Origin of the sequence: Paraburkholderia sp. SOS3, assembly GCF_001922345.1 — a bacterium.
GTDB lineage: Bacteria > Pseudomonadota > Gammaproteobacteria > Burkholderiales > Burkholderiaceae > Paraburkholderia.
Genome location: NZ_CP018811.1, coordinates 1,681,928 through 1,700,045, shown reverse-complemented (window position 1 = coordinate 1,700,045; position 18,118 = coordinate 1,681,928). Strand labels below are relative to the sequence as shown.

Genomic DNA, 18,118 nt, shown 5'->3' with positions numbered 1-18,118 from the left:
TGAAGTAACTTAATCGTTGCCCGCCGTCTCCGCGAGCTTCTTCAGCGTCGCCACGCGCGCGCCGATCAGATCGATGCGCTGGCGTGCATCGCCGAGCGGCGCGGTCGCGTCGCGATAAGCGAGCCACGCCTGCTGCGCCCGCCACAGCACCGGCCACGCGCGCCGCGGCATCTTGTTCACGAGGCGCCGGTAGTACTGGTTCACGTCGGCGCTCGCATGGACGCACTGCGGATCGCCGAGACAGCCTCGCAGCCGCGGCGGCGTGTCGAGCGCCCCCGCCTTCGCCACCACGCTGCGCAACGCAAGCGCGCGATCGCGCACGGGCTGCAGACGCAAATCGCCTTCGGACAGCTGGTAGCGCGTCCCGCGCGTCGTCGCCGTGACGGCGGCGATCATTTGCATCTCCGCTTCGCGCCACGCTTTCCAGCTGTCTTCGCTCGCTTGCCAGCGCTTGCGCTGCGCGGGCGGCACTTTCGCGAGCAGCTTCTGGAACGACTGTTCGATCGACGCCTGCCACGCGAGCCGCGCCGTATCCATGCACTGCAACTGCCCCGCCGTCGACGACATATCCGCGCGCGCGAGGCAGGTGCGCATCGCCGCATCGATCGGATCGGCCGCGGCCACTTCGGCGCGCGCAGCCGATGGCCATGCAACGAGGCCCATGGATACCACGGCCACCCATACCACCGCCACCCATAGCACAGCCGCCGACGCCCGCGCCGATCCCGCCACCCGCGCGCGAACGGCCGCCGGCACGACCTGCAGACCCGCCCAACCTGTTGAACCCTTCACCATCCGCTTGCCGCCGTCAGTTGCGCACGCAGTCGACAAAGTATTCGACGCGACCGTTGATCACTTCGCCGACGAGCCCGTGGATATCGGTATGGAAACCCGGAAAACGCTCGTTGAACTCGCGCGCGAACTGCAGGTAGCTGACGATCGTGCGATTGAAGCGCTCGCCCGGAATCAGCAGCGGAATACCCGGCGGATACGGCGTGAGCAGGATCGACGTGACGCGGCCTTCGAGTTCGTCGATCGGCACCCGGTCGACCTCGCGATGCGCGAGCTTCGCGAACGCGTCGGACGGCTTCATGGCCGGCTCCATGTTCGACAGGTACATCTCGGTCGTCAGGCGCGCGATGTCGTTCGCCCGGTAGACGCTGTGGATCTGCTCGCAGAGATCGCGCAGGCCGATGCGCTCGTAAGCCGGATGCTGCGCGACGAATTCGGGCAGCACGCGCCACAGCGGCTGATTGTTGTCGTAGTCGTCCTTGAACTGCTGCAGTTCGGTGACCATCGAGTTCCAGCGGCCCTTCGTGATGCCGATCGTGAACATGATGAAAAACGAGTAAAGCCCCGTCTTCTCGACGATGATCCCGTGCTCGGCCAGATACTTCGTGACGATCGCGGCCGGAATGCCGGTTTCGCCGAACTCGCCGTCCACCGTCAGGCCCGGCGTGATGATCGTCGCCTTGATCGGATCGAGCATGTTGAAGTTTTCGGCGAGCGCGCCGAAGCCATGCCAATGATCGTTCGGGCGCAGCATCCAGTCTTCGCGCGAGCCGATGCCTTCTTCGGCGAGTTCGTCGGGACCCCAGACCTTGAAGAACCAGTCGGCGCCGAATTCGTCGTCGACCTTGCGCATCGCGCGGCGGAAGTCGAGCGCCTCGGCGATCGATTCCTCGACGAGCGCCGGACCGCCCGGCGGCTCCATCATCGCCGCGGCGACGTCGCACGACGCGATGATGGCGTACTGCGGGCTCGTCGACGTATGCATCAGATACGCCTCGTTGAAGCGATGGCGGTCGAACGTGCTGTTCTCCGAGTCCTGCACGAGAATCTGCGACGCCTGCGAAATGCCCGCGAGCAGCTTGTGCGTGGAGTGCGTCGCGAACACGAGCGCGCCCGTGCGCGGCCGGCCCGCGCCGATCGCGTGCATATCCTGATAGAACGCGTGGAACTCGGCGTGCGGCAGCCACGCTTCGTCGAAGTGCAGCGTGTCGAGCAGGTCGCCCAGCAGATCCTTGATCATCTCGACGTTATAGATCACGCCGTCGTACGTGCTTTGCGTGATGGTCAGAATGCGCGGCTTGAGATTCGGGTTCTTCGCGAGCGCCTCGCGCGCGAACGGATTCGCTTCGATCTTCTTGCGAATGTTCTCCGGCTTGAACTCGTCGCGCGGAATCGGCCCGATGATGCCGAAATGATTGCGCGTCGGCGTGAGAAACACCGGAATCGCGTGCGTCATCGTGATCGCGTGCAGGATCGACTTGTGGCAGTTGCGGTCGACGAGCACGATGTCGCCCGGCGCGACCGTCGCGTGCCAGACGATCTTGTTCGACGTCGACGTGCCATTGGTCACGAAGAACAGATGGTCCGCGCTGAAAATGCGCGCCGCGTTGCGCTCCGACGCGGCAACCGGACCCGTGTGGTCGAGCAGCTGGCCGAGTTCGTCGACCGCGTTGCAGACGTCGGCGCGCAGCATGTTCTCGCCGAAGAACTGGTGAAACATCTGGCCAAGCGGATTCTTCAGGAACGCCACGCCGCCCGAGTGGCCCGGGCAGTGCCATGAATACGAACCTTCCTCGGCGTACTGCACGAGCTCCTTGAAGAACGGCGGCGCGAGCGAATCGAGATAGACCTTCGCCTCGCGGATGATGTGCCGCGCGACGAACTCCGGCGTGTCCTCGAACATGTGGATGAAGCCGTGCAGTTCGCGCAGGATGTCGTTCGGCAGGTGGCGCGAGGTGCGCGTCTCGCCGTACAGGAAGATCGGGATATCGGCATTGCGGCGCCGTACCGCGGCGACGAACGCGCGCAGGTCGATGATGGCGGGCGCGAGTTCCGGCGCGTCGCTGTCGGCCGCGTTTTCGACGTACGGCAACAGCTCGTCGTCGTCGATCGACAGGATGAAACACGAGGCGCGGCTCGACTGCTGCGCAAACGACGTCAGATCGCCATAGCTCGTCAGCCCGAGCACTTCCGCGCCTTCTTTCTCGATCGCTTCGGCAAGCGCCCGGATGCCGGAACCCGAGATGTTCTCGGAGCGGAAATCTTCGTCGATGATGACGACGGGAAAACGAAACTTCATGGGGCGATTCTCCAAAAAGAACGACCGCTACCTGACGCTCGGCGGGTAGCGGTCCCCGTATGGCAATTGAGTCAAACGCCTCGGCGGGCGGCCGGCGTCACGTCTTCGGCAGCGTGACGCCGTGCTGACCCTGGTATTTGCCGCCGCGATCCGCGTACGACACGTCACAAACCTCGTCGCTTTCGAAAAACAGCACCTGCGCGACGCCTTCGTTCGCGTAGATTTTCGCAGGCAAAGGTGTCGTATTCGAGAACTCGAGCGTCACGTGCCCTTCCCACTCCGGCTCGAACGGCGTCACGTTGACGATGATGCCGCAGCGCGCATACGTGGACTTGCCGAGGCACACGGTCAGCACGCTGCGCGGAATGCGGAAGTACTCGACCGTGCGCGCGAGCGCGAACGAGTTCGGCGGGATGATGCAGACGTCGCCCTTGAAATCGACAAACGACTTCTCGTCGAAGTTCTTCGGGTCGACGATCGTCGAATTGATGTTCGTGAAAATCTTGAATTCGTCTGCGCAGCGAATATCGTAGCCGTAGCTCGACGTGCCGTAGCTGACGATCTTGCGGCCATCTTCGGACGTACGGATCTGCGACGGCTCGAACGGCTCGATCATCTTGTGTGCGGCGGCCATGCGCCGGATCCACTTGTCGGACTTGATGCTCATAAGGTGAACGCTGACGTGACGGTGGGTATGACTCGGGATGAACGCCGCGCCGGTGCCGGCATCCGCAAGCCCCGCGCCCGGCTCGATGCCGGACTGCACAGGCCTGCGCCGGCGGCCGCGGTCGGACGAAAGGCGCTTATTTTACGCGAAGGGAGCGGGCTGCCGCGCTTACTGCGTGCGGATCAATCCGCAGGCGATGGCGGGGCCGGGGCCGCGCTGCGGATACGCGTACGGATCGGTCGGATCGTGGTGCAGCAGCACCGAGCGCTGCAGCACCGAGCGCACGCCGTCGAGCGAGACGTCGGGCGCGACGATGAAGCCCGTTGCGACGCCGGTGCTGTCGGCGTGGATGTTGCCGAGGTCGCCCTCGACGCGCGCGCCGCTCTTCAGGCGCTCGGCGGCCGGCGAGAAGACGGCGCCCGCGCTCGAGCCGTCGGCGGCGTTGCAATCGCCGCGCTCGTGCACCTGCAGCGCGTGGTCGCTGCCAGGCGGCAGGCCGACCAGGTTGTACGTGACCTGGACGCCGTCCGAACGCTCGATGAATGTCACGGTGCCGCGCGCCTGGTTGCCGAGCGTCGGCAGCAGTTGCGCAACGGCCCGCTTCTCCTGCGGTTGCAGGAAGGACGTGCAGCCGGCGAGCAGCACGCCGCTGGCAGCCATGACGATGAGCGCTATGAAGGCTTGCATCGCACGGCCGTCGATTCGTTTTCTCATGCGATCCTCTTGTCGAGCGCCGGCCGCCCCTGCAGCCGTCTTGCCGGACCTGATGAAGTCGACATGATACCGCGAGCGGCCTTGCAAAACGCCTTGCAAGGCATCCGGGCCGTTCATGCGCGGCACGCGATGCGCGCGCGCCGCGCATGAACGGGAAACGCCATCGCGCTGACGCCGATGCAAGCTCAGGTGTTCTGCACGACGATCGTCGGGAACTTCGACGACATGTCGCGCGCGCGCTCGGCGATATGGATGGCGACCTTGCGCGCGATGCTGCGATAGATCTCCGCGACGCGCCCGTCCGGATCGGCCACGACGGGCGGCTTGCCCGAGTCGGACTGCTCGCGAATCGCGATATCGAGCGGCAGGCTGCCGAGCACGTCGACGCCGTACTCCTTCGCCATGCGCTCGCCGCCGCCCGCGCCGAAGACATGTTCTTCGTGGCCGCAGTTCGAGCAGATATGCACGGCCATGTTTTCGACGATGCCGAGAATCGGAATGCCCACTTTCTCGAACATCTTGAGGCCCTTCTTCGCGTCGAGCAGCGCGATGTCCTGCGGGGTCGTGACGATCACCGCGCCCGTCACCGGCACGCGCTGCGAGAGCGTGAGCTGGATGTCGCCGGTGCCCGGCGGCATGTCGACGATCAGGTAATCGAGTTCGCGCCAGTTCGTCTGACGCAGCAGTTGCTCGAGCGCCGAGGTGGCCATCGGGCCGCGCCACACCATCGGGTTGTCCTGCTCGATCAGAAAGCCGATCGAGTTCGCCTGCATGCCGTAGCCGGTCAGCGGGTGCATCGACTGGCCGTCGGGCGATTCGGGCCGGCCCGTGATGCCGAGCATCATCGGCAGCGAAGGGCCGTAGATGTCCGCGTCCAGAATGCCGACCGAAGCGCCTTCGCTTGCGAGCGCGAGCGCCAGATTGACGGCGGTCGTGCTCTTGCCGACGCCGCCCTTGCCCGACGCGACGGCCACGATATTCTTCACGTTCGGCAACAGCTTCACGCCGCGCTGCACGGTATGCGCCGCAATCTCCTGCGACACCTGCACGTGTGCCTGCGCGACGCCCGACACCGCGGCGAGCGCGCCGGCGACGAGCGCGCGGATCGCGTCGAACTGACGCTTTGCCGGATAGCCGAGCACCACGTCGACACTGACCGTGGCACCATCGACCTTGATGTTCCTGAAATTCTTCGCGGCGGCGAACGGCCGGCCCGTGTTGGGGTCGGCGACGACCGCGAGGGCGGCATCCACCTGGGCCCGATCGATACTCATTGAGTCTCCGTGGGAACGCTGGGCGCGCGGCGGAATCGAAATTTCGCCAGCGGCCGGAATTGAAAGAAATTGTTATCCAGGATTGCGTAAAACCGGTCTCGCAGGCACGCTTGCCGCGCAACCAGCAAAAGGGCCGAATCGCTGGTGCTTCAAACGTCATTGTAGTGGCTGGTGTCGGCACATGCCTGAAGACCCTTTTTGGTTGTCGGTGCGCGCATGAGGGGTCGCGATGCGGACTTCGAGTCCTGCCTCCCGCCTCGCGCGACAGGCGCTCCGCCGCTGCCGTATGCCAGCCGTCTCTTGTAGCCGGCTTGTTTGACTCAAAGAAAGGACCTGAAAATGAATGCGAAAATCATGACCCGCCTCTCGGTAATCGCCATCGCAGGCGCGCTCGTCACCGGCTGTGCCACGCAGCAAGGCACCAACACGGCGGTCGGCACCGGCGTCGGCGCGGGCACGGGCGCCGCGCTCGGCGCGATCTTCGGCGGCGGCAAGGGCGCGGCGATCGGCGCCGGCGTCGGCGCGGCGGTCGGCGGCATCACGGGCTACAACTGGGAAAAGATTCACAACAAGCTCTCCGGTGCGACGAAGGGCACGGGTACGCAGATCACCGAGCAGCCCGACGGTTCGCTCAAGCTGAACATCCCGAGCTCGGTCACGTTCGATACGAACAGCTACGCGATCAAGCCGTCGTTCCAGCCGGTGCTCGCGCAGGTCGCGCAAACGCTGAACCAGAACCCGGAAGTGATCGCGCAGGTGGTCGGCCATACGGACAGCACGGGTCAGGCGGCTTACAACCAGACGCTGTCGGTCAACCGCGCGGAGAGCGTGACGAGCTACCTCGCCTCGCAAGGCGTCGCGCCGCAACGTCTGTCGGCAACGGGCATGGGCGCGAGCCAGCCGATCGCGGACAACAACACCGAAGCGGGCCGCGCGGCCAATCGCCGCGTCGAGATCTATCTGCGCGCAACGGCGCAGCCGGGTCAGGCGCGTCCGCAGTAATCAGCGCAGCAACGACGGAGAACGATGGGCGGCGAGGCGGCCGCGGCCGGGACGGTCGCAAAGACTGCGCCGCCGGAAACGCCGCGAAGCCTTGGCTGCAGGCGTTTTCGCCACCCGAAAAAGCGGGACTGAAGGGTTCGTCTAAGGCGAACGAAAATTTTTCGAACTCTTCTGCTCGACCGCTGTCTTTATTAACGGTACGTGTGCGGTTCGTCCGCCGCGTCACCATTCTCCTCTTGTCGTTGTTGCTCCGGGGCCCCATTAGCCCCGGTTTTTTTTGGTGCGTGCGGTGCGCCGGGAGCCTGTGCCATGGCCGCTCTGCGGCCCGCCGCCAGGGCCTCGCCGAGCACCCGGAAAACGCGTTCCGAACGCGTAGGCGCGAGGCGCCAACATGAGGATCGGCCCATAGTGCCGGCGACGCGCCGCCCAATTATCGGGACGGCCGCACAAGCAACACATTCAGCACAATGAAAGCTTCCTTTGCGGCGCTATTTCGCGAGCCGTCTGAGGTTCGCGCGTGCGCGCGCCTGGCTTAGCCGCTTCAGGATGCTGTTCTCGTGCGGGTCGCCATAGTGAAAAAGCGCGGTGCTGCGGATGCTGGTCGGCAGGCAGGCCTCGTTCGCGTGCAGCGAGCGCATTCCCCAGAAGAAATAGATGTTGCCCGGCTCGAGCGGCACCGGCTTCGCGCCAAGCCGGCGCTGCACCGCGGGCGAGCGCCAGAAGCGGCAGGCAGGCGGGCTCTCCACGATTGCCTTCTCGAGAATGTTCAGCATGACCGGTCCGCGCACGTTGCGCATATTCGGATACATCACGAGGTCGCCGTGCGGTTCGTCAGGCCGGTTCGGAATCAGCACCGGCACCAGCGCCGTGACCACATACGAGTCGTAGTGAAAAAGGTTGGCGTGACGCAGCCCGTGCGTTCCGGCCAGCACGCGCAGCACCGGCAGGATCCGCTTGCTTAGCGGCTCCTCGTGCATCGCGCGATGATAAAGACCCTCGAGCACGGTCCGGAAGCCGCGCGCGCTGAAGACTGCGTTGAGCGGGCTCTCCTCGATCCAGTCGTGACCGCGCATGCCGAAATACTGGCCGCCGCGCCTCGCGAGCTCGGCCGTGATGTATTCGCGCATCGGTGCGAGCACCACATCGGGCACGACATTGTGAAGGACGCCGAACCCCTGCCGATTGATCGACGCGAACAGGTTCTCGACGTCCGTCATGTCGACGGACGCCAGCAGCTCGTGATCGAGCGCCTCATTGGCCATCATTCCTCTCTCCTCTATGCGCGTCATGCACGCTCCCGCAGCGCGCGCGACGCCCGCGACCGGCCCGACGCTCACGATGCCGGTTCGCTTGTTATCGATGATTTCGGCGAACCGAATCGCGTAAAGAAGCAGATTGCATAAGAACAGTACGGTCGCGTACGGGGCTGCACCGTGCGCTTGCCAACGCAGCGGCAGGAACAAAAGCCGTGTCGCGTGGCATACCGCGGTCTCGCGCACGCTGTTCGGCAACGCTTTCCGATCGCAATGGCCATGCTCGACCACGGTCGAGTGTCGACACGCTGGTAAAATCGGTTGAATCGAAGCTGGTCCGTCTTCCTTCGGCAGCCCTGCCTCGCCGCAGGCCAGAAAATTCTGCCTATCAATCCGCGTGTAAATTCCGTATGTCAGCCTCTACCGATCGCCACTCCGTGGACCGCAGCGCCACCGACCTCGCCGCCGGGCTCCAACCCACCGGCACGCCGCCGGGCCGCCGCCAGATCCTCGTCACGTCCGCGCTGCCGTATGCAAACGGCCAGATCCACATCGGCCATCTGGTCGAATACATCCAGACGGATATCTGGGTCCGCGCGCTGCGCATGCACGGGCACGAGGTCTACTACGTCGGCGCCGACGACACGCACGGCACGCCGATCATGCTGAAGGCCGAGCAGGAAGGCATCACGCCCAGGCAGCTGATCGAGCGCGTGTGGAACGAGCACACGCGCGACTTCAACCACTTCGGCATTTCGTTCGACCACTACTACACGACCGACTCCGAAGAGAACCGCGTGCTGTCGGAATCGGTCTATCTGGCGCTGCGCGACGCGGGGCTCATCGACGCACGCGAAATCGAGCAGGCCTACGACCCGGTCAAGCAGATGTTCCTGCCGGACCGCTTCATCAAAGGCGAATGCCCGAAGTGCGGCTCGAAGGACCAGTACGGCGACAGCTGCGAGGTATGCGGCTCGACCTATTCGCCGACCGATCTGATCAACCCGTACTCGGTCGTCTCGGGTGCGACGCCCGTGCGCAGGAAGTCGACGCACTACTTCTTCCGCCTGTCGGACCCGCGCTGCGAGGAATTCCTGCGCGGCTGGGTCGGCGGCCTCGCGCAGCCCGAAGCGACGAACAAGATGCGCGAATGGCTCGGTGCGGCCGGCGACGCGAAACTCGCCGATTGGGACATTTCACGCGACGCGCCGTATTTCGGCTTCGAAATTCCCGACGCGCCGGGCAAGTACTTCTATGTGTGGCTCGATGCGCCGGTCGGCTATTACGCGAGCTTCAAGAACCTGTGCGACAAGCGCGGCATCGACTTCGACGCGTGGATCCGCAAAGGTTCGAGCGCCGAGCAGTATCACTTCATCGGCAAGGACATCCTGTACTTCCATACGCTGTTCTGGCCCGCGATGCTCGAGTTCTCCGGCCATCGCACGCCGACCAACGTATTCGCGCACGGCTTTCTGACCGTCGACGGCGCGAAGATGTCGAAGTCGCGCGGCACGTTCATTACCGCGAACAGCTATATCGAAGCGGGCATGAACCCCGAATGGCTGCGCTACTACTTCGCCGCGAAGCTGAACGGCACGATGGAAGACATCGACCTGAACCTCGAAGATTTCCAGGCGCGCGTGAATAGCGACCTCGTCGGCAAGTACGTGAATATCGCGAGCCGCGCGGCGGGCTTTCTGCTCAAGCGCTTCGATGGCCGCGTGCAGGACAGCGCGATGCATCATCCGCTGCTCGGCACGCTGCGCGCCGCGCTGCCGCAAATCGCCGCGCATTACGAGGCGCGCGATTACGGCCGCGCGCTGCGCCAGACGATGGAGCTCGCCGACGCGGTGAACGGCTACGTCGATACCGCGAAGCCGTGGGATCAGGCGAAAGACCCGGCCAACGCGGTCGCGTTGCACGAAACCTGTACCGTCAGCATCGAGGCGTTCCGTTTGCTGTCGCTTGCGTTGAAGCCCGTGCTGCCGAAGGTCGCGCAAGCGGCCGAGGCGTTCCTCGGCATCGAGCCGCTCGTGTGGGCCGATGCGCAACGGCCGCTGTCGTCGGACCGTCCGATCAATGCGTACAAGCATCTGATGACGCGTGTCGATCCGAAGCAGGTCGACGCGCTGCTCGAAGCGAACCGCTCGTCGCTGCAGGCGACCACATCTGCGCCGGCAGCGGCCAACCCGAATAGCGCAGCGGCGGCGGCAAAAGCCAAAGGCGCCAAGGGCACCACCAACGGCGTGGACGCGAACGGCAAGGAAGACGAGTCGTCGATCATCTCGATCGACGATTTCGCGAAGATCGATCTGCGCATCGCGAAGATCGTCGAGTGCAAGGCCGTCGAGGGATCGGACAAGCTGCTGCAGCTGACGCTCGACGTCGGCGAGGAAAAGACGCGCAACGTGTTTTCGGGCATCAAGTCCGCGTATCAGCCGGAGCAGCTGGTCGGCAAGCTCACGGTGATGGTCGCGAACCTCGCGCCGCGCAAGATGAAGTTCGGGCTCTCGGAAGGGATGGTGCTCGCGGCATCGGCGGCCGATGAAAAGGCCGAGCCCGGTATCTACGTGCTCGAACCCGATAGCGGCGCGAAGCCGGGCATGCGGGTGAAATAACGCGCCCGCAGGCAGGCACGCAAGCAGACGAAGCAAGACACGAAACGGCTCGCCAGACGGCGAGCCGTGACGGCGAGCCGTTTTACACGGTCACGCGGTTCCGCCCGGCGGTTCCGCTCGCGCATGCGCAGTCACATGGATACGGCTGAAGGCCGTGCTATAGAGGCAGCGATAGTATTCGAGCGGCTGGTGATCGCGCGTGCGTCCGACCGACTCGATCGACAGGACGGGCTGGCCGGCCGACAACTGCAGCAATGCGGCTTGCTCCTCGCTGGGCACCGCGGCTTCGAACCAGCGCTCGGAAAATTCGATCTGCAGATCGTAGCGCTCCCGCATCACGCCGTAAGCCGATACATTGTCCGCCATCAGCGACTCGAGCCCAGGTACCCGGTGACCCGCGAGCGTGAGCCAGGACAAAGCGGTCGGCACTTCGTCGACCGAGTACAGCCGGTACAGCCGTAGCACATCGGCGCCAGGCGGCAAAGCGAGCATGTCGCGCTCGCGCTGCGACGGACGTTCGCGCGACATATGCAGGATGCGTGTCGTGACCCGGTGGCCCCGGCTGATCTCGGCGAACAGGCTCTCGTTCATCGACGCGAAATCGACGTCCGTCTTGCGCGGCGCAACGTATATGCCTTGCCTCGGCACTTTGGTGATGAGCCCGGCCTTGACCAGCGAATCGAGCGCGAGCCGCACGATGGGCCGCGACACGCCGAGAAGGTCGCAAAGATTCTGCTCCGACGGCACGCGTGCGCGAGGGCTCACGCCCGGATTGCGGATGGCCGTCTCAAGAACGTTCTTGACCTGCACCCAAAGCGGTAGCGGTCCGGAACGGTCGAACTGCTCCGGTCCCCCGAGCAGGTCGTGAAGGTCGATTATCTCTGCGATGTCTGTCATAGGAGTCGAGTCGGCGTGCGTTCCGATTATCGGCGAAGTCGGGCGATGTCACATCGGCACTGCGGCGTCCGCTGAAATTCAGCTTGACAGTGCAGCCGACGTTGACGATGATTGTGGTTATAACCAACTGGTAATTACCACGTCAAGCCCTTTGAAGGCGAAGACGGACATGGAGACAACATGCGTATCAGCGCCCTCTCGTCCTGCTACCCGTCGTACTGCCCGCCGTATCGCCGTTTTTCGTCGCGCTTCGTTACTGCGCGCTAAGACGTCCTGCCGGCGCCCTGCCAGTACCGGGTGCCGTCATCCCCGATCCCTTCCACTGCACGCCACGCCGGCTGCGGCATTCTATCGGCGCCCGGCCGCACCGTGTCAGTAAGGGTTACTAACGTTGTGCAACAGATAGAGAAGAGGCATGGCTTCCACGGCACCTGCTTATCCTGAACGCTTCGGTCTTGCCGGCACGCGGGCGGTCGTCACCGGCGGCGCGAGCGGCATCGGCTATGAATCGGCGCGCGCGCTCGCGCAGTGCGGCGCGCGGCCGATCCTGCTCGATCGCGACAGCGCCGCGCTCGAACGTGCGCAGCAAACGCTGCGCAACGAAGGCATCGATGCCGCGACCTACCGCATCGACGTCACCGACGCCGACGCGGTGCGGCGCATCGCGGACGACATCGTCGAACGCGAAGGCCGCATCGACACGCTCGTGAACAGCGCCGGCATCGCGCGCCTGAACAGCGTGTTCGAGACGCCCGACGACGAATGGCGGCAGGTCATGGACATCAACGTGAACGGCACCTTCTGGGTATCGCGCGCGTTCGGGCGCCACATGGTCGCGCAGCGCGCGGGAAGCATCGTCAATCTCGGCTCGATGTCGGGCGTTATCGTCAACCGTCCGCAAAGCGCCGCGTCGTACATGACGAGCAAGGGGGCCGTGCACATGCTGACGAAGGCGCTCGCGACCGAATGGGCCAAAGACCACGTCCGCGTCAACGCGCTTGCGCCCGGCTATATCGGCACGGAAATGACGCTTGCCATGCGCGCGCGGCCCGAACTGTTCGACGTATGGATGGACATGACGCCAATGGGCCGCTGCGGCGAGCCCGCCGAAATCGCCTCGGCGGTGGTGTTTCTCGCCTCGAGCGCATCGTCCTACATGACCGGCTCGATCGTCCCGATCGATGGCGGCTACACGTCCTGGTAATCGGCGAGAAACGGCACATGAACGAACACGAACTCAAGCAGCGCCAATCGATCATCGACGCGTGCCGGCGCATGAATGCGCTCGGCGTGAACCAGGGCACATCGGGCAACATCAGCGTGCGTCACGAACACGGCATGCTCGTCACGCCGACGAGCATGCCTTACGACGCGATGCGGCCCGACGACATCGTCTATATGACCATGGACGGCGAAGCGCACGGCAAGCGTCAGCCATCGAGCGAATGGCGCTTTCACCTCGACATCCTGCGCGCGCGCGCCGACGTCAACGCCGTGGTGCACACGCACCCGCCGTACTGCACGTCGCTGTCGATTCTCGAACGCCCGATTCCGCCGATCCACTACATGGTTGCGGTTGCCGGCGGCAGCGACATCCGCTGCGCGCCCTACGCAACGTTCGGCACCGAAGAACTCTCGGCCAATGCGCTCGTCGCGCTCGAAGGCCGCAAGGCATGCCTGCTCGCGCATCACGGAATGATCGCGACGGGCACGACGCTCGACAAGGCGATGTGGCTCACCGTCGAAGTCGAGACGCTGGCGCGTCAATATCTGACGTGCCTTCAGGTAGAAGAGCCGCCGCTCCTGTCGGTCGCGGAAATCGACAACGTGATCGCCCGCATGGGCCATTACGGCCACCGCGACTAGCTCGATGCAGGACGCCGGAAATAACCAACATTCAGGAGACAACCATGCACAATCAGACGCCCGCTCGCGCCATGCCTCGCGCGATGCGCCTTCTTCCGGTAGCGGCGGCGCTTGTCGCCGCACTCGCGTGTGCCGCACCAACCGTGCACGCGGAGCCGTCGCTCAAGGGCAAGCGGATCGGCGTATCGATTACCGGCACGGACCACTACTGGGATCTGATGGCTTTTCGCGGCGCGCAGGACGAGATCAAGCGGCTCGGCGGCACGCCGATCGCGCTCGACGCGGGCCGCAAGGACCAGACGCAGGTTTCCCAGCTGCAGACGCTGATCGCGCAGAAACCCGACGCCATTATCGAGATTCTCGGCAACATCAAGGTGCTCGACCCGTGGCTGCGAAAAATCAGGGATGCAAAGATTCCGCTTTTCACGATCGACACGGCAACGCCCTACTCGCTCAACGTCACGACGTCAAACAACTACGACCTCGGCGCCGACATCGCGCTGCAGATGGTGTCCGACATGGGAGGCAAAGGCAACGTGCTCGTCTTCAACGGCTTCTATAGCGTGCCGGTATGCAAGATCCGCTACGACCAGATGAAGTACGTGCTGAGCGCTTTCCCCGACGTCAAGATCGTCGAGCCGGAACTGCGCGACGTGATTCCGAACACGGTGCAAAGCGCGTATTCGAATGTCTCCGACATGCTGACCAAATACCCGAAGCCGGGCTCGATCAACGCGATCTGGTCGTGCTGGGACGTGCCGCAGATCGGCGCGACGCAAGCCGTGCAGGCGGCGAAGCGCCCGGAGATCAAGACCTATGCGATCGACGGCAGTCCCGACGTCGTGAAGATGGTTGCCGATCCGAAGTCGCCGGCGGGCGCGGTCGGCGCACAGCAGCCTTATGAAATCGGCAAGACGTCGGCGGCGAACGTCGCGGCCTATCTGTCCGGCGAGAAGGTGCCGCCGTTCACGTTCGTGCCATCCGTGCTCGTGACGAAGAAGAACGCCGGGACCACCGCCGGCCCGATTCTGCAACAGGCCGAAAAGGTCAGCGGCAAGTAACGCCCCGGGCCCTCCCGGGCATTGCCATCAGTGTGTTTCGCAGCGACGCTTTGCGGCCGGTGCGGGTTCGTTGCCCGCCCGGCTTCGGAAGTGGCGCGTTTCAACGGAGGCAACATGCGCAACGATGAACGGCGCATCGCGATCTCGATGAAGGGCATCAGCAAACGCTTCGGCGCGGTCCAGGCGCTCGCGGACGCGAACCTCGAGGTGGCGTGCGGCACGATCCATGGGCTCGTCGGGCAGAACGGCGCGGGCAAGTCGACCATCATCAAGGTGCTGGCCGGCATCAATGTGCCCGACAGCGGCGAGATCCGCATCATGGGCGAGCGCGTCGACCACCTGACGCCCGCGCGCGTCGAAGCGCTCGGCGTGCACTTCATCCACCAGGACCGGCTGCTCGTGCCGACCGCGACCGTCGGCGAAGCGGTGTTCCTGCGGCACGAACCGCGTATCGGACCGTTCGTCGACAAGCGGCGCATGGAACGCGAAGCGGCCGCGCTGCTGAAAAAATACTTCGACCTCGAATTGCCGCGCAACCTGCTGATCCAGGACCTGACCACCGCCCAGCAGAAGATCGTGCAGATCACACGCGCGCTCGCGCAGCGCGCGCAGGTGCTCGTGCTCGACGAACCGACCGCCGCGCTCGTCAGAAGGGAAGTGGACAGCCTCTTCGCCGTGCTGCGCCGCCTGCGCGACGACGGCATCGCCGTGATCTTCATCTCGCACTACATGCAGGAAATCGAGTCGCTGTGCGATGCCGTCACGGTCATGCGCAACGGCACCGACGTCGGCGTCGTGTCGCCGAAAACCACACCGATGGACGACATCATCTCGATGATGATCGCGCGCGACGTCGGCGACATGTTCCCGGCGCGCGAGGTCACGCCAGGGCCGCCCGTGCTCGAAGTCGCCGGCCTCTCGCGTGCCGGCGCCTTCCACGACGTGAGCCTCGCCGTGCGTCGCGGCGAGATCGTCGGGCTGACCGGACTGCTCGGCTCGGGCGCGAAGGAGCTCGTGCAATGCCTGTTCGGGCTGCGTCAGGCCGACCACGGCAACGTCAGCGTCGACGGCAAACGCGTGTCGCTTCGCTCGCCGATGGACGCGGTCAGCAACGGCATCGCGATGCTGCCCGAGGACCGGCGCGCGCATGGCGTCGCGCTCGGCCTGTCGGTGCGCGAGAACGTGAGCCTCGCGAGCCTCGCGCGCTACAGCCGCATCGGCTTCATGCGCGGCGGCGACGAACGCTCGGCGGTCGGCGATTTCATCCGCGAGCTGTCGATCAAGACACCGGGCGGCGACACGCTCGTGCGTCATCTGTCGGGCGGCAACCAGCAAAAGGTTGCGATCGCGAAGTGGCTCAGTTGCCAGTCCAAGGTCTATGTGCTCGACGAGCCCACGGTGGCCGTGGACGTCGCCGCCAAGGTCGAGATCTACACGCTGCTGAACCGTCTCGCGAGCGAAGGCGCGGCGATCCTCATGCTGTCTTCCGATCTGCTCGAGCTGTCCGATTTCTGCGATCGCGTGCTGGTGATCTATCGCGGCGAGCTCGTCGGCGAATTCAGCGGCGCGCGCCTGAACAGCGACCAGTTGCTTGCCGCCTCGTCGGGCGCATCACTTGCCGAAGGAGTCACCGTATGACAGCCATCCAACGCGCCTTGCTCGAAAACGTCGCCGCCGGGCAGCAGCCGCTGCCCGCGCGTGGGCGGCGCAAGGCGATCGGCTCGCTGGCGATCCGCCTGGCCGCCGTCGGCGCTTTCGTCGCGATCCTGCTGTATTTCGCGTTCGGCGCGCCCGGTTTCACGAGCCCGGGCAATCTCGTCAATATCGTCGAGCAGTCCGCCATCCTCGGCGTGATGGCGTTCGGCATGTCCGTCGTCATCATCGGCGGCGGCTCGAACGTCACCGACGGCGGCATCGACCTGTCGATCGCGGCCAACATGGGCGTGTGCGCCGCCGTCTACGCGAAGCTGCTCACGCTCGGCGTTTCGGACGCGCTCGCCCTGCCGGCCGTCGCCGCGACCGGCATCGCGATCGGCCTGCTCAACGCGGTCGCGGTCGTGCGCCTGGGCATTCTGCCGTTGCTCGCCACGCTCGCCGTGATGAACATCGCGGCCGGCGCCGAACTGACGATCACGCAGAACACCGTGATCAGCGTGTCGTCGCCGCTCATGACGTTCATCAGCTCGGCGTCGTTCCTCGGCATCTCGGCGCTCGCGTGGACGCTCGCGCTCGCCTCGGCCGCCATGATCCTGCTCGTGCATCACACGGGCTTCGGCCTGCGCCTGTACGCCGTGGGCGGACATCCGGAAGCGGCGCGCTCGACCGGCATCGCGGTCGGCCGCTATCTGACGTTCACGTATCTGTTCAGCGGCCTGTGCGCGGCGCTCGCGGCGGTCCTGACGGTCGCGCGCCTCAGTTCGAGCACGCCGGGCTCCGGCGACATGCTGCTCTCGGTGCTCGCCGCCGCACTGCTCGGCACGGTCTTCTCGCGGCGCTTCGTGCCGACCATCGGCGGCACGCTGCTCTCCGTGCTTTTCATCGGCTGCCTCGCGAACGGCTTCCAGCTGCTCAACGTATCGAGCTACTGGGTGAACGGCGTGCAAGGCACGCTGATCCTGCTCGTCGTCGCGACCACGTCGTTCGCCCGCAAACCGGAGAGCGCCCAATGAGCACCACGCCCGCACAGACCGGCGCCGCGTCGCGCCACTTCTCGCAGATCGGCAGGCTCGCCGCGACCTACAGCCTGATCGTCGTGTTCGCGCTGATCTGCTTCGTCTTCTCGCTCGTCACCGACACGTTCCTGAGCCCGGCCAATCTTTTCAACGTGCTCGTCAACAACGTCGTGCTGCTCGCGATCGTCGCGCTCGGGCTCACGCTCGTCGTCTCGTCGGGCGGTATCGATCTGTCGGTCGGCGTGGCCGTCGACCTCGCCAGCATGATCTTCGTCATGCTGCTCGGCGCGGGACACGGCGTGGCGGCAAGTCTCGCCGCGGGCCTCGGCGTCGCCGTGCTGGTCGGCGTGCTCAATGCGATCCTCATCACGCGGCTCAGGATCAGCCCGTTTCTCGCCACCCTCGGCGTGCTCTTCATCGGACAGAGCACGCAGCAGCTCGCCACCGGCGGCGGCCAGCCGATCTATCTGATCACAGGCCAGCCGGCCGCGGCGTTCGACAGCATCGCGCGCTCCGCGCTGTTCCATGTGCCGACGCCGGTCATCGTGCTGTTCGCGTGCGCCCTCGCCGTCTATCTGCTGCTGCACCGCTCCGTGTTCGGCCGGCAGATCGTCGCGCTCGGCGTGCAGCCCGGCGTCGCGCGCTACTCGGGCATTCGCGTCGCAAGGCAGCTTTCGTGGGTGTATATCGCGGGCGCGCTGCTCGCGGGCATCGCCGGCATTCTGCTCTCGGCAACGGTGAAGTCGTATGTGCCGCTGTCGGGCAACGCGTTTCTGCTCGATGCGATCGGCGCGACGTTCATCGGCACGACGCTGAGCACCGAGCGGCGCCCGAGCGTTCCCGGCACGCTGATCGGCGTGCTGATGCTCGCGGCCATGAAAAACGGGCTGCTGCTCGTCGGCTGGAATTTCTACTGGCAGCAGGTCGGCATCGGCGTGCTGGTGTTCGTCGTTCTCGCGGCCAGCTTCGCGCTGCGCGGCCGCTCTCACTGATGAAGGAAAAC

The 18,118-nt window shown here is 65.1% G+C and carries 15 protein-coding genes; 8 read left to right on the top strand and 7 right to left on the bottom strand.

Going from position 1 to position 18,118, the window contains the following annotated elements:
• Positions 1-9: 9 nt before the first annotated feature.
• The 5 genes from BTO02_RS07825 to apbC form a co-directional block, all read right to left on the bottom strand.
• A complete protein-coding gene (locus tag BTO02_RS07825; protein WP_083615037.1) occupies positions 10-795 on the bottom strand; it encodes a lysozyme inhibitor LprI family protein in 786 nt (261 codons plus the stop codon).
• Between the two features lie 13 nt (positions 796-808).
• Entirely contained in the window at positions 809-3,091 is a 2,283-nt protein-coding gene (locus tag BTO02_RS07820; protein ID WP_075156557.1) for an arginine/lysine/ornithine decarboxylase, read from the bottom strand.
• Positions 3,092-3,188: 97 nt separating this feature from the next.
• A complete protein-coding gene (dcd, locus tag BTO02_RS07815; RefSeq protein WP_075158689.1) occupies positions 3,189-3,758 on the bottom strand; it encodes a dCTP deaminase in 570 nt (189 codons plus the stop codon).
• A gap of 168 nt (positions 3,759-3,926) precedes the next feature.
• Positions 3,927-4,472, bottom strand: a complete 546-nt coding sequence (locus BTO02_RS07810) for a superoxide dismutase family protein (protein ID WP_075158688.1) — start codon at positions 4,470-4,472, stop codon at positions 3,927-3,929.
• A 185-nt stretch (positions 4,473-4,657) separates the two neighbouring features.
• Complete coding sequence (gene apbC / locus BTO02_RS07805) at positions 4,658-5,746, bottom strand: iron-sulfur cluster carrier protein ApbC (protein WP_075156556.1); 1,089 nt, start codon at positions 5,744-5,746, stop codon at positions 4,658-4,660.
• A gap of 339 nt (positions 5,747-6,085) precedes the next feature.
• Here apbC and BTO02_RS07800 point away from each other — a divergent pair, with 339 nt between their 5' ends.
• Positions 6,086-6,748: an OmpA family protein gene (locus tag BTO02_RS07800; RefSeq protein ID WP_075156555.1), complete on the top strand. Its 663-nt coding sequence runs from the start codon at positions 6,086-6,088 to the stop codon at positions 6,746-6,748.
• Positions 6,749-7,236: 488 nt separating this feature from the next.
• Here BTO02_RS07800 and BTO02_RS07795 read toward each other — a convergent pair whose 3' ends face one another.
• Positions 7,237-8,013: a hypothetical protein gene (locus BTO02_RS07795; RefSeq protein WP_156883778.1), complete on the bottom strand. Its 777-nt coding sequence runs from the start codon at positions 8,011-8,013 to the stop codon at positions 7,237-7,239.
• Between the two features lie 425 nt (positions 8,014-8,438).
• Between BTO02_RS07795 and metG the strand changes: the two genes are divergently transcribed.
• Positions 8,439-10,619 (top strand): methionine--tRNA ligase, encoded by a 2,181-nt coding sequence (gene metG / locus BTO02_RS07790; protein ID WP_232243484.1) that lies wholly within the window; start codon positions 8,439-8,441, stop codon positions 10,617-10,619.
• 90 nt (positions 10,620-10,709) lie between these two features.
• Here metG and BTO02_RS07785 read toward each other — a convergent pair whose 3' ends face one another.
• Positions 10,710-11,516 carry a GntR family transcriptional regulator gene (locus BTO02_RS07785; RefSeq protein ID WP_075156553.1) on the bottom strand — a complete coding sequence of 269 codons (807 nt, stop codon included), beginning with the start codon at positions 11,514-11,516 and terminating at the stop codon, positions 10,710-10,712.
• Between the two features lie 415 nt (positions 11,517-11,931).
• Between BTO02_RS07785 and BTO02_RS07780 the strand changes: the two genes are divergently transcribed.
• The 6 genes from BTO02_RS07780 (at position 11,932) to BTO02_RS07755 (ending at position 18,107) form a co-directional block, all read left to right on the top strand.
• A complete protein-coding gene (locus BTO02_RS07780; RefSeq protein WP_075156552.1) occupies positions 11,932-12,720 on the top strand; it encodes an SDR family NAD(P)-dependent oxidoreductase in 789 nt (262 codons plus the stop codon).
• Between the two features lie 17 nt (positions 12,721-12,737).
• A complete protein-coding gene (locus BTO02_RS07775; protein WP_075156551.1) occupies positions 12,738-13,382 on the top strand; it encodes an L-fuculose-phosphate aldolase in 645 nt (214 codons plus the stop codon).
• Between the two features lie 44 nt (positions 13,383-13,426).
• On the top strand, positions 13,427-14,443 hold the full coding sequence (locus tag BTO02_RS07770; RefSeq protein ID WP_232243483.1) for a sugar ABC transporter substrate-binding protein: 1,017 nt from the start codon (positions 13,427-13,429) through the stop codon (positions 14,441-14,443).
• A 114-nt stretch (positions 14,444-14,557) separates the two neighbouring features.
• Positions 14,558-16,081 carry a sugar ABC transporter ATP-binding protein gene (locus BTO02_RS07765; RefSeq protein WP_075158685.1) on the top strand — a complete coding sequence of 508 codons (1,524 nt, stop codon included), beginning with the start codon at positions 14,558-14,560 and terminating at the stop codon, positions 16,079-16,081.
• A complete protein-coding gene (locus tag BTO02_RS07760) occupies positions 16,078-17,112 on the top strand; it encodes an ABC transporter permease (RefSeq protein ID WP_083615035.1) in 1,035 nt (344 codons plus the stop codon). Before BTO02_RS07765 ends, BTO02_RS07760 begins: the two co-directional genes overlap by 4 nt.
• On the top strand, positions 17,109-18,107 hold the full coding sequence (locus tag BTO02_RS07755; RefSeq protein WP_083615034.1) for an ABC transporter permease: 999 nt from the start codon (positions 17,109-17,111) through the stop codon (positions 18,105-18,107). The genes BTO02_RS07760 and BTO02_RS07755 overlap by 4 nt, the downstream gene beginning before the upstream one ends.
• Positions 18,108-18,118: the final 11 nt, after the last annotated feature.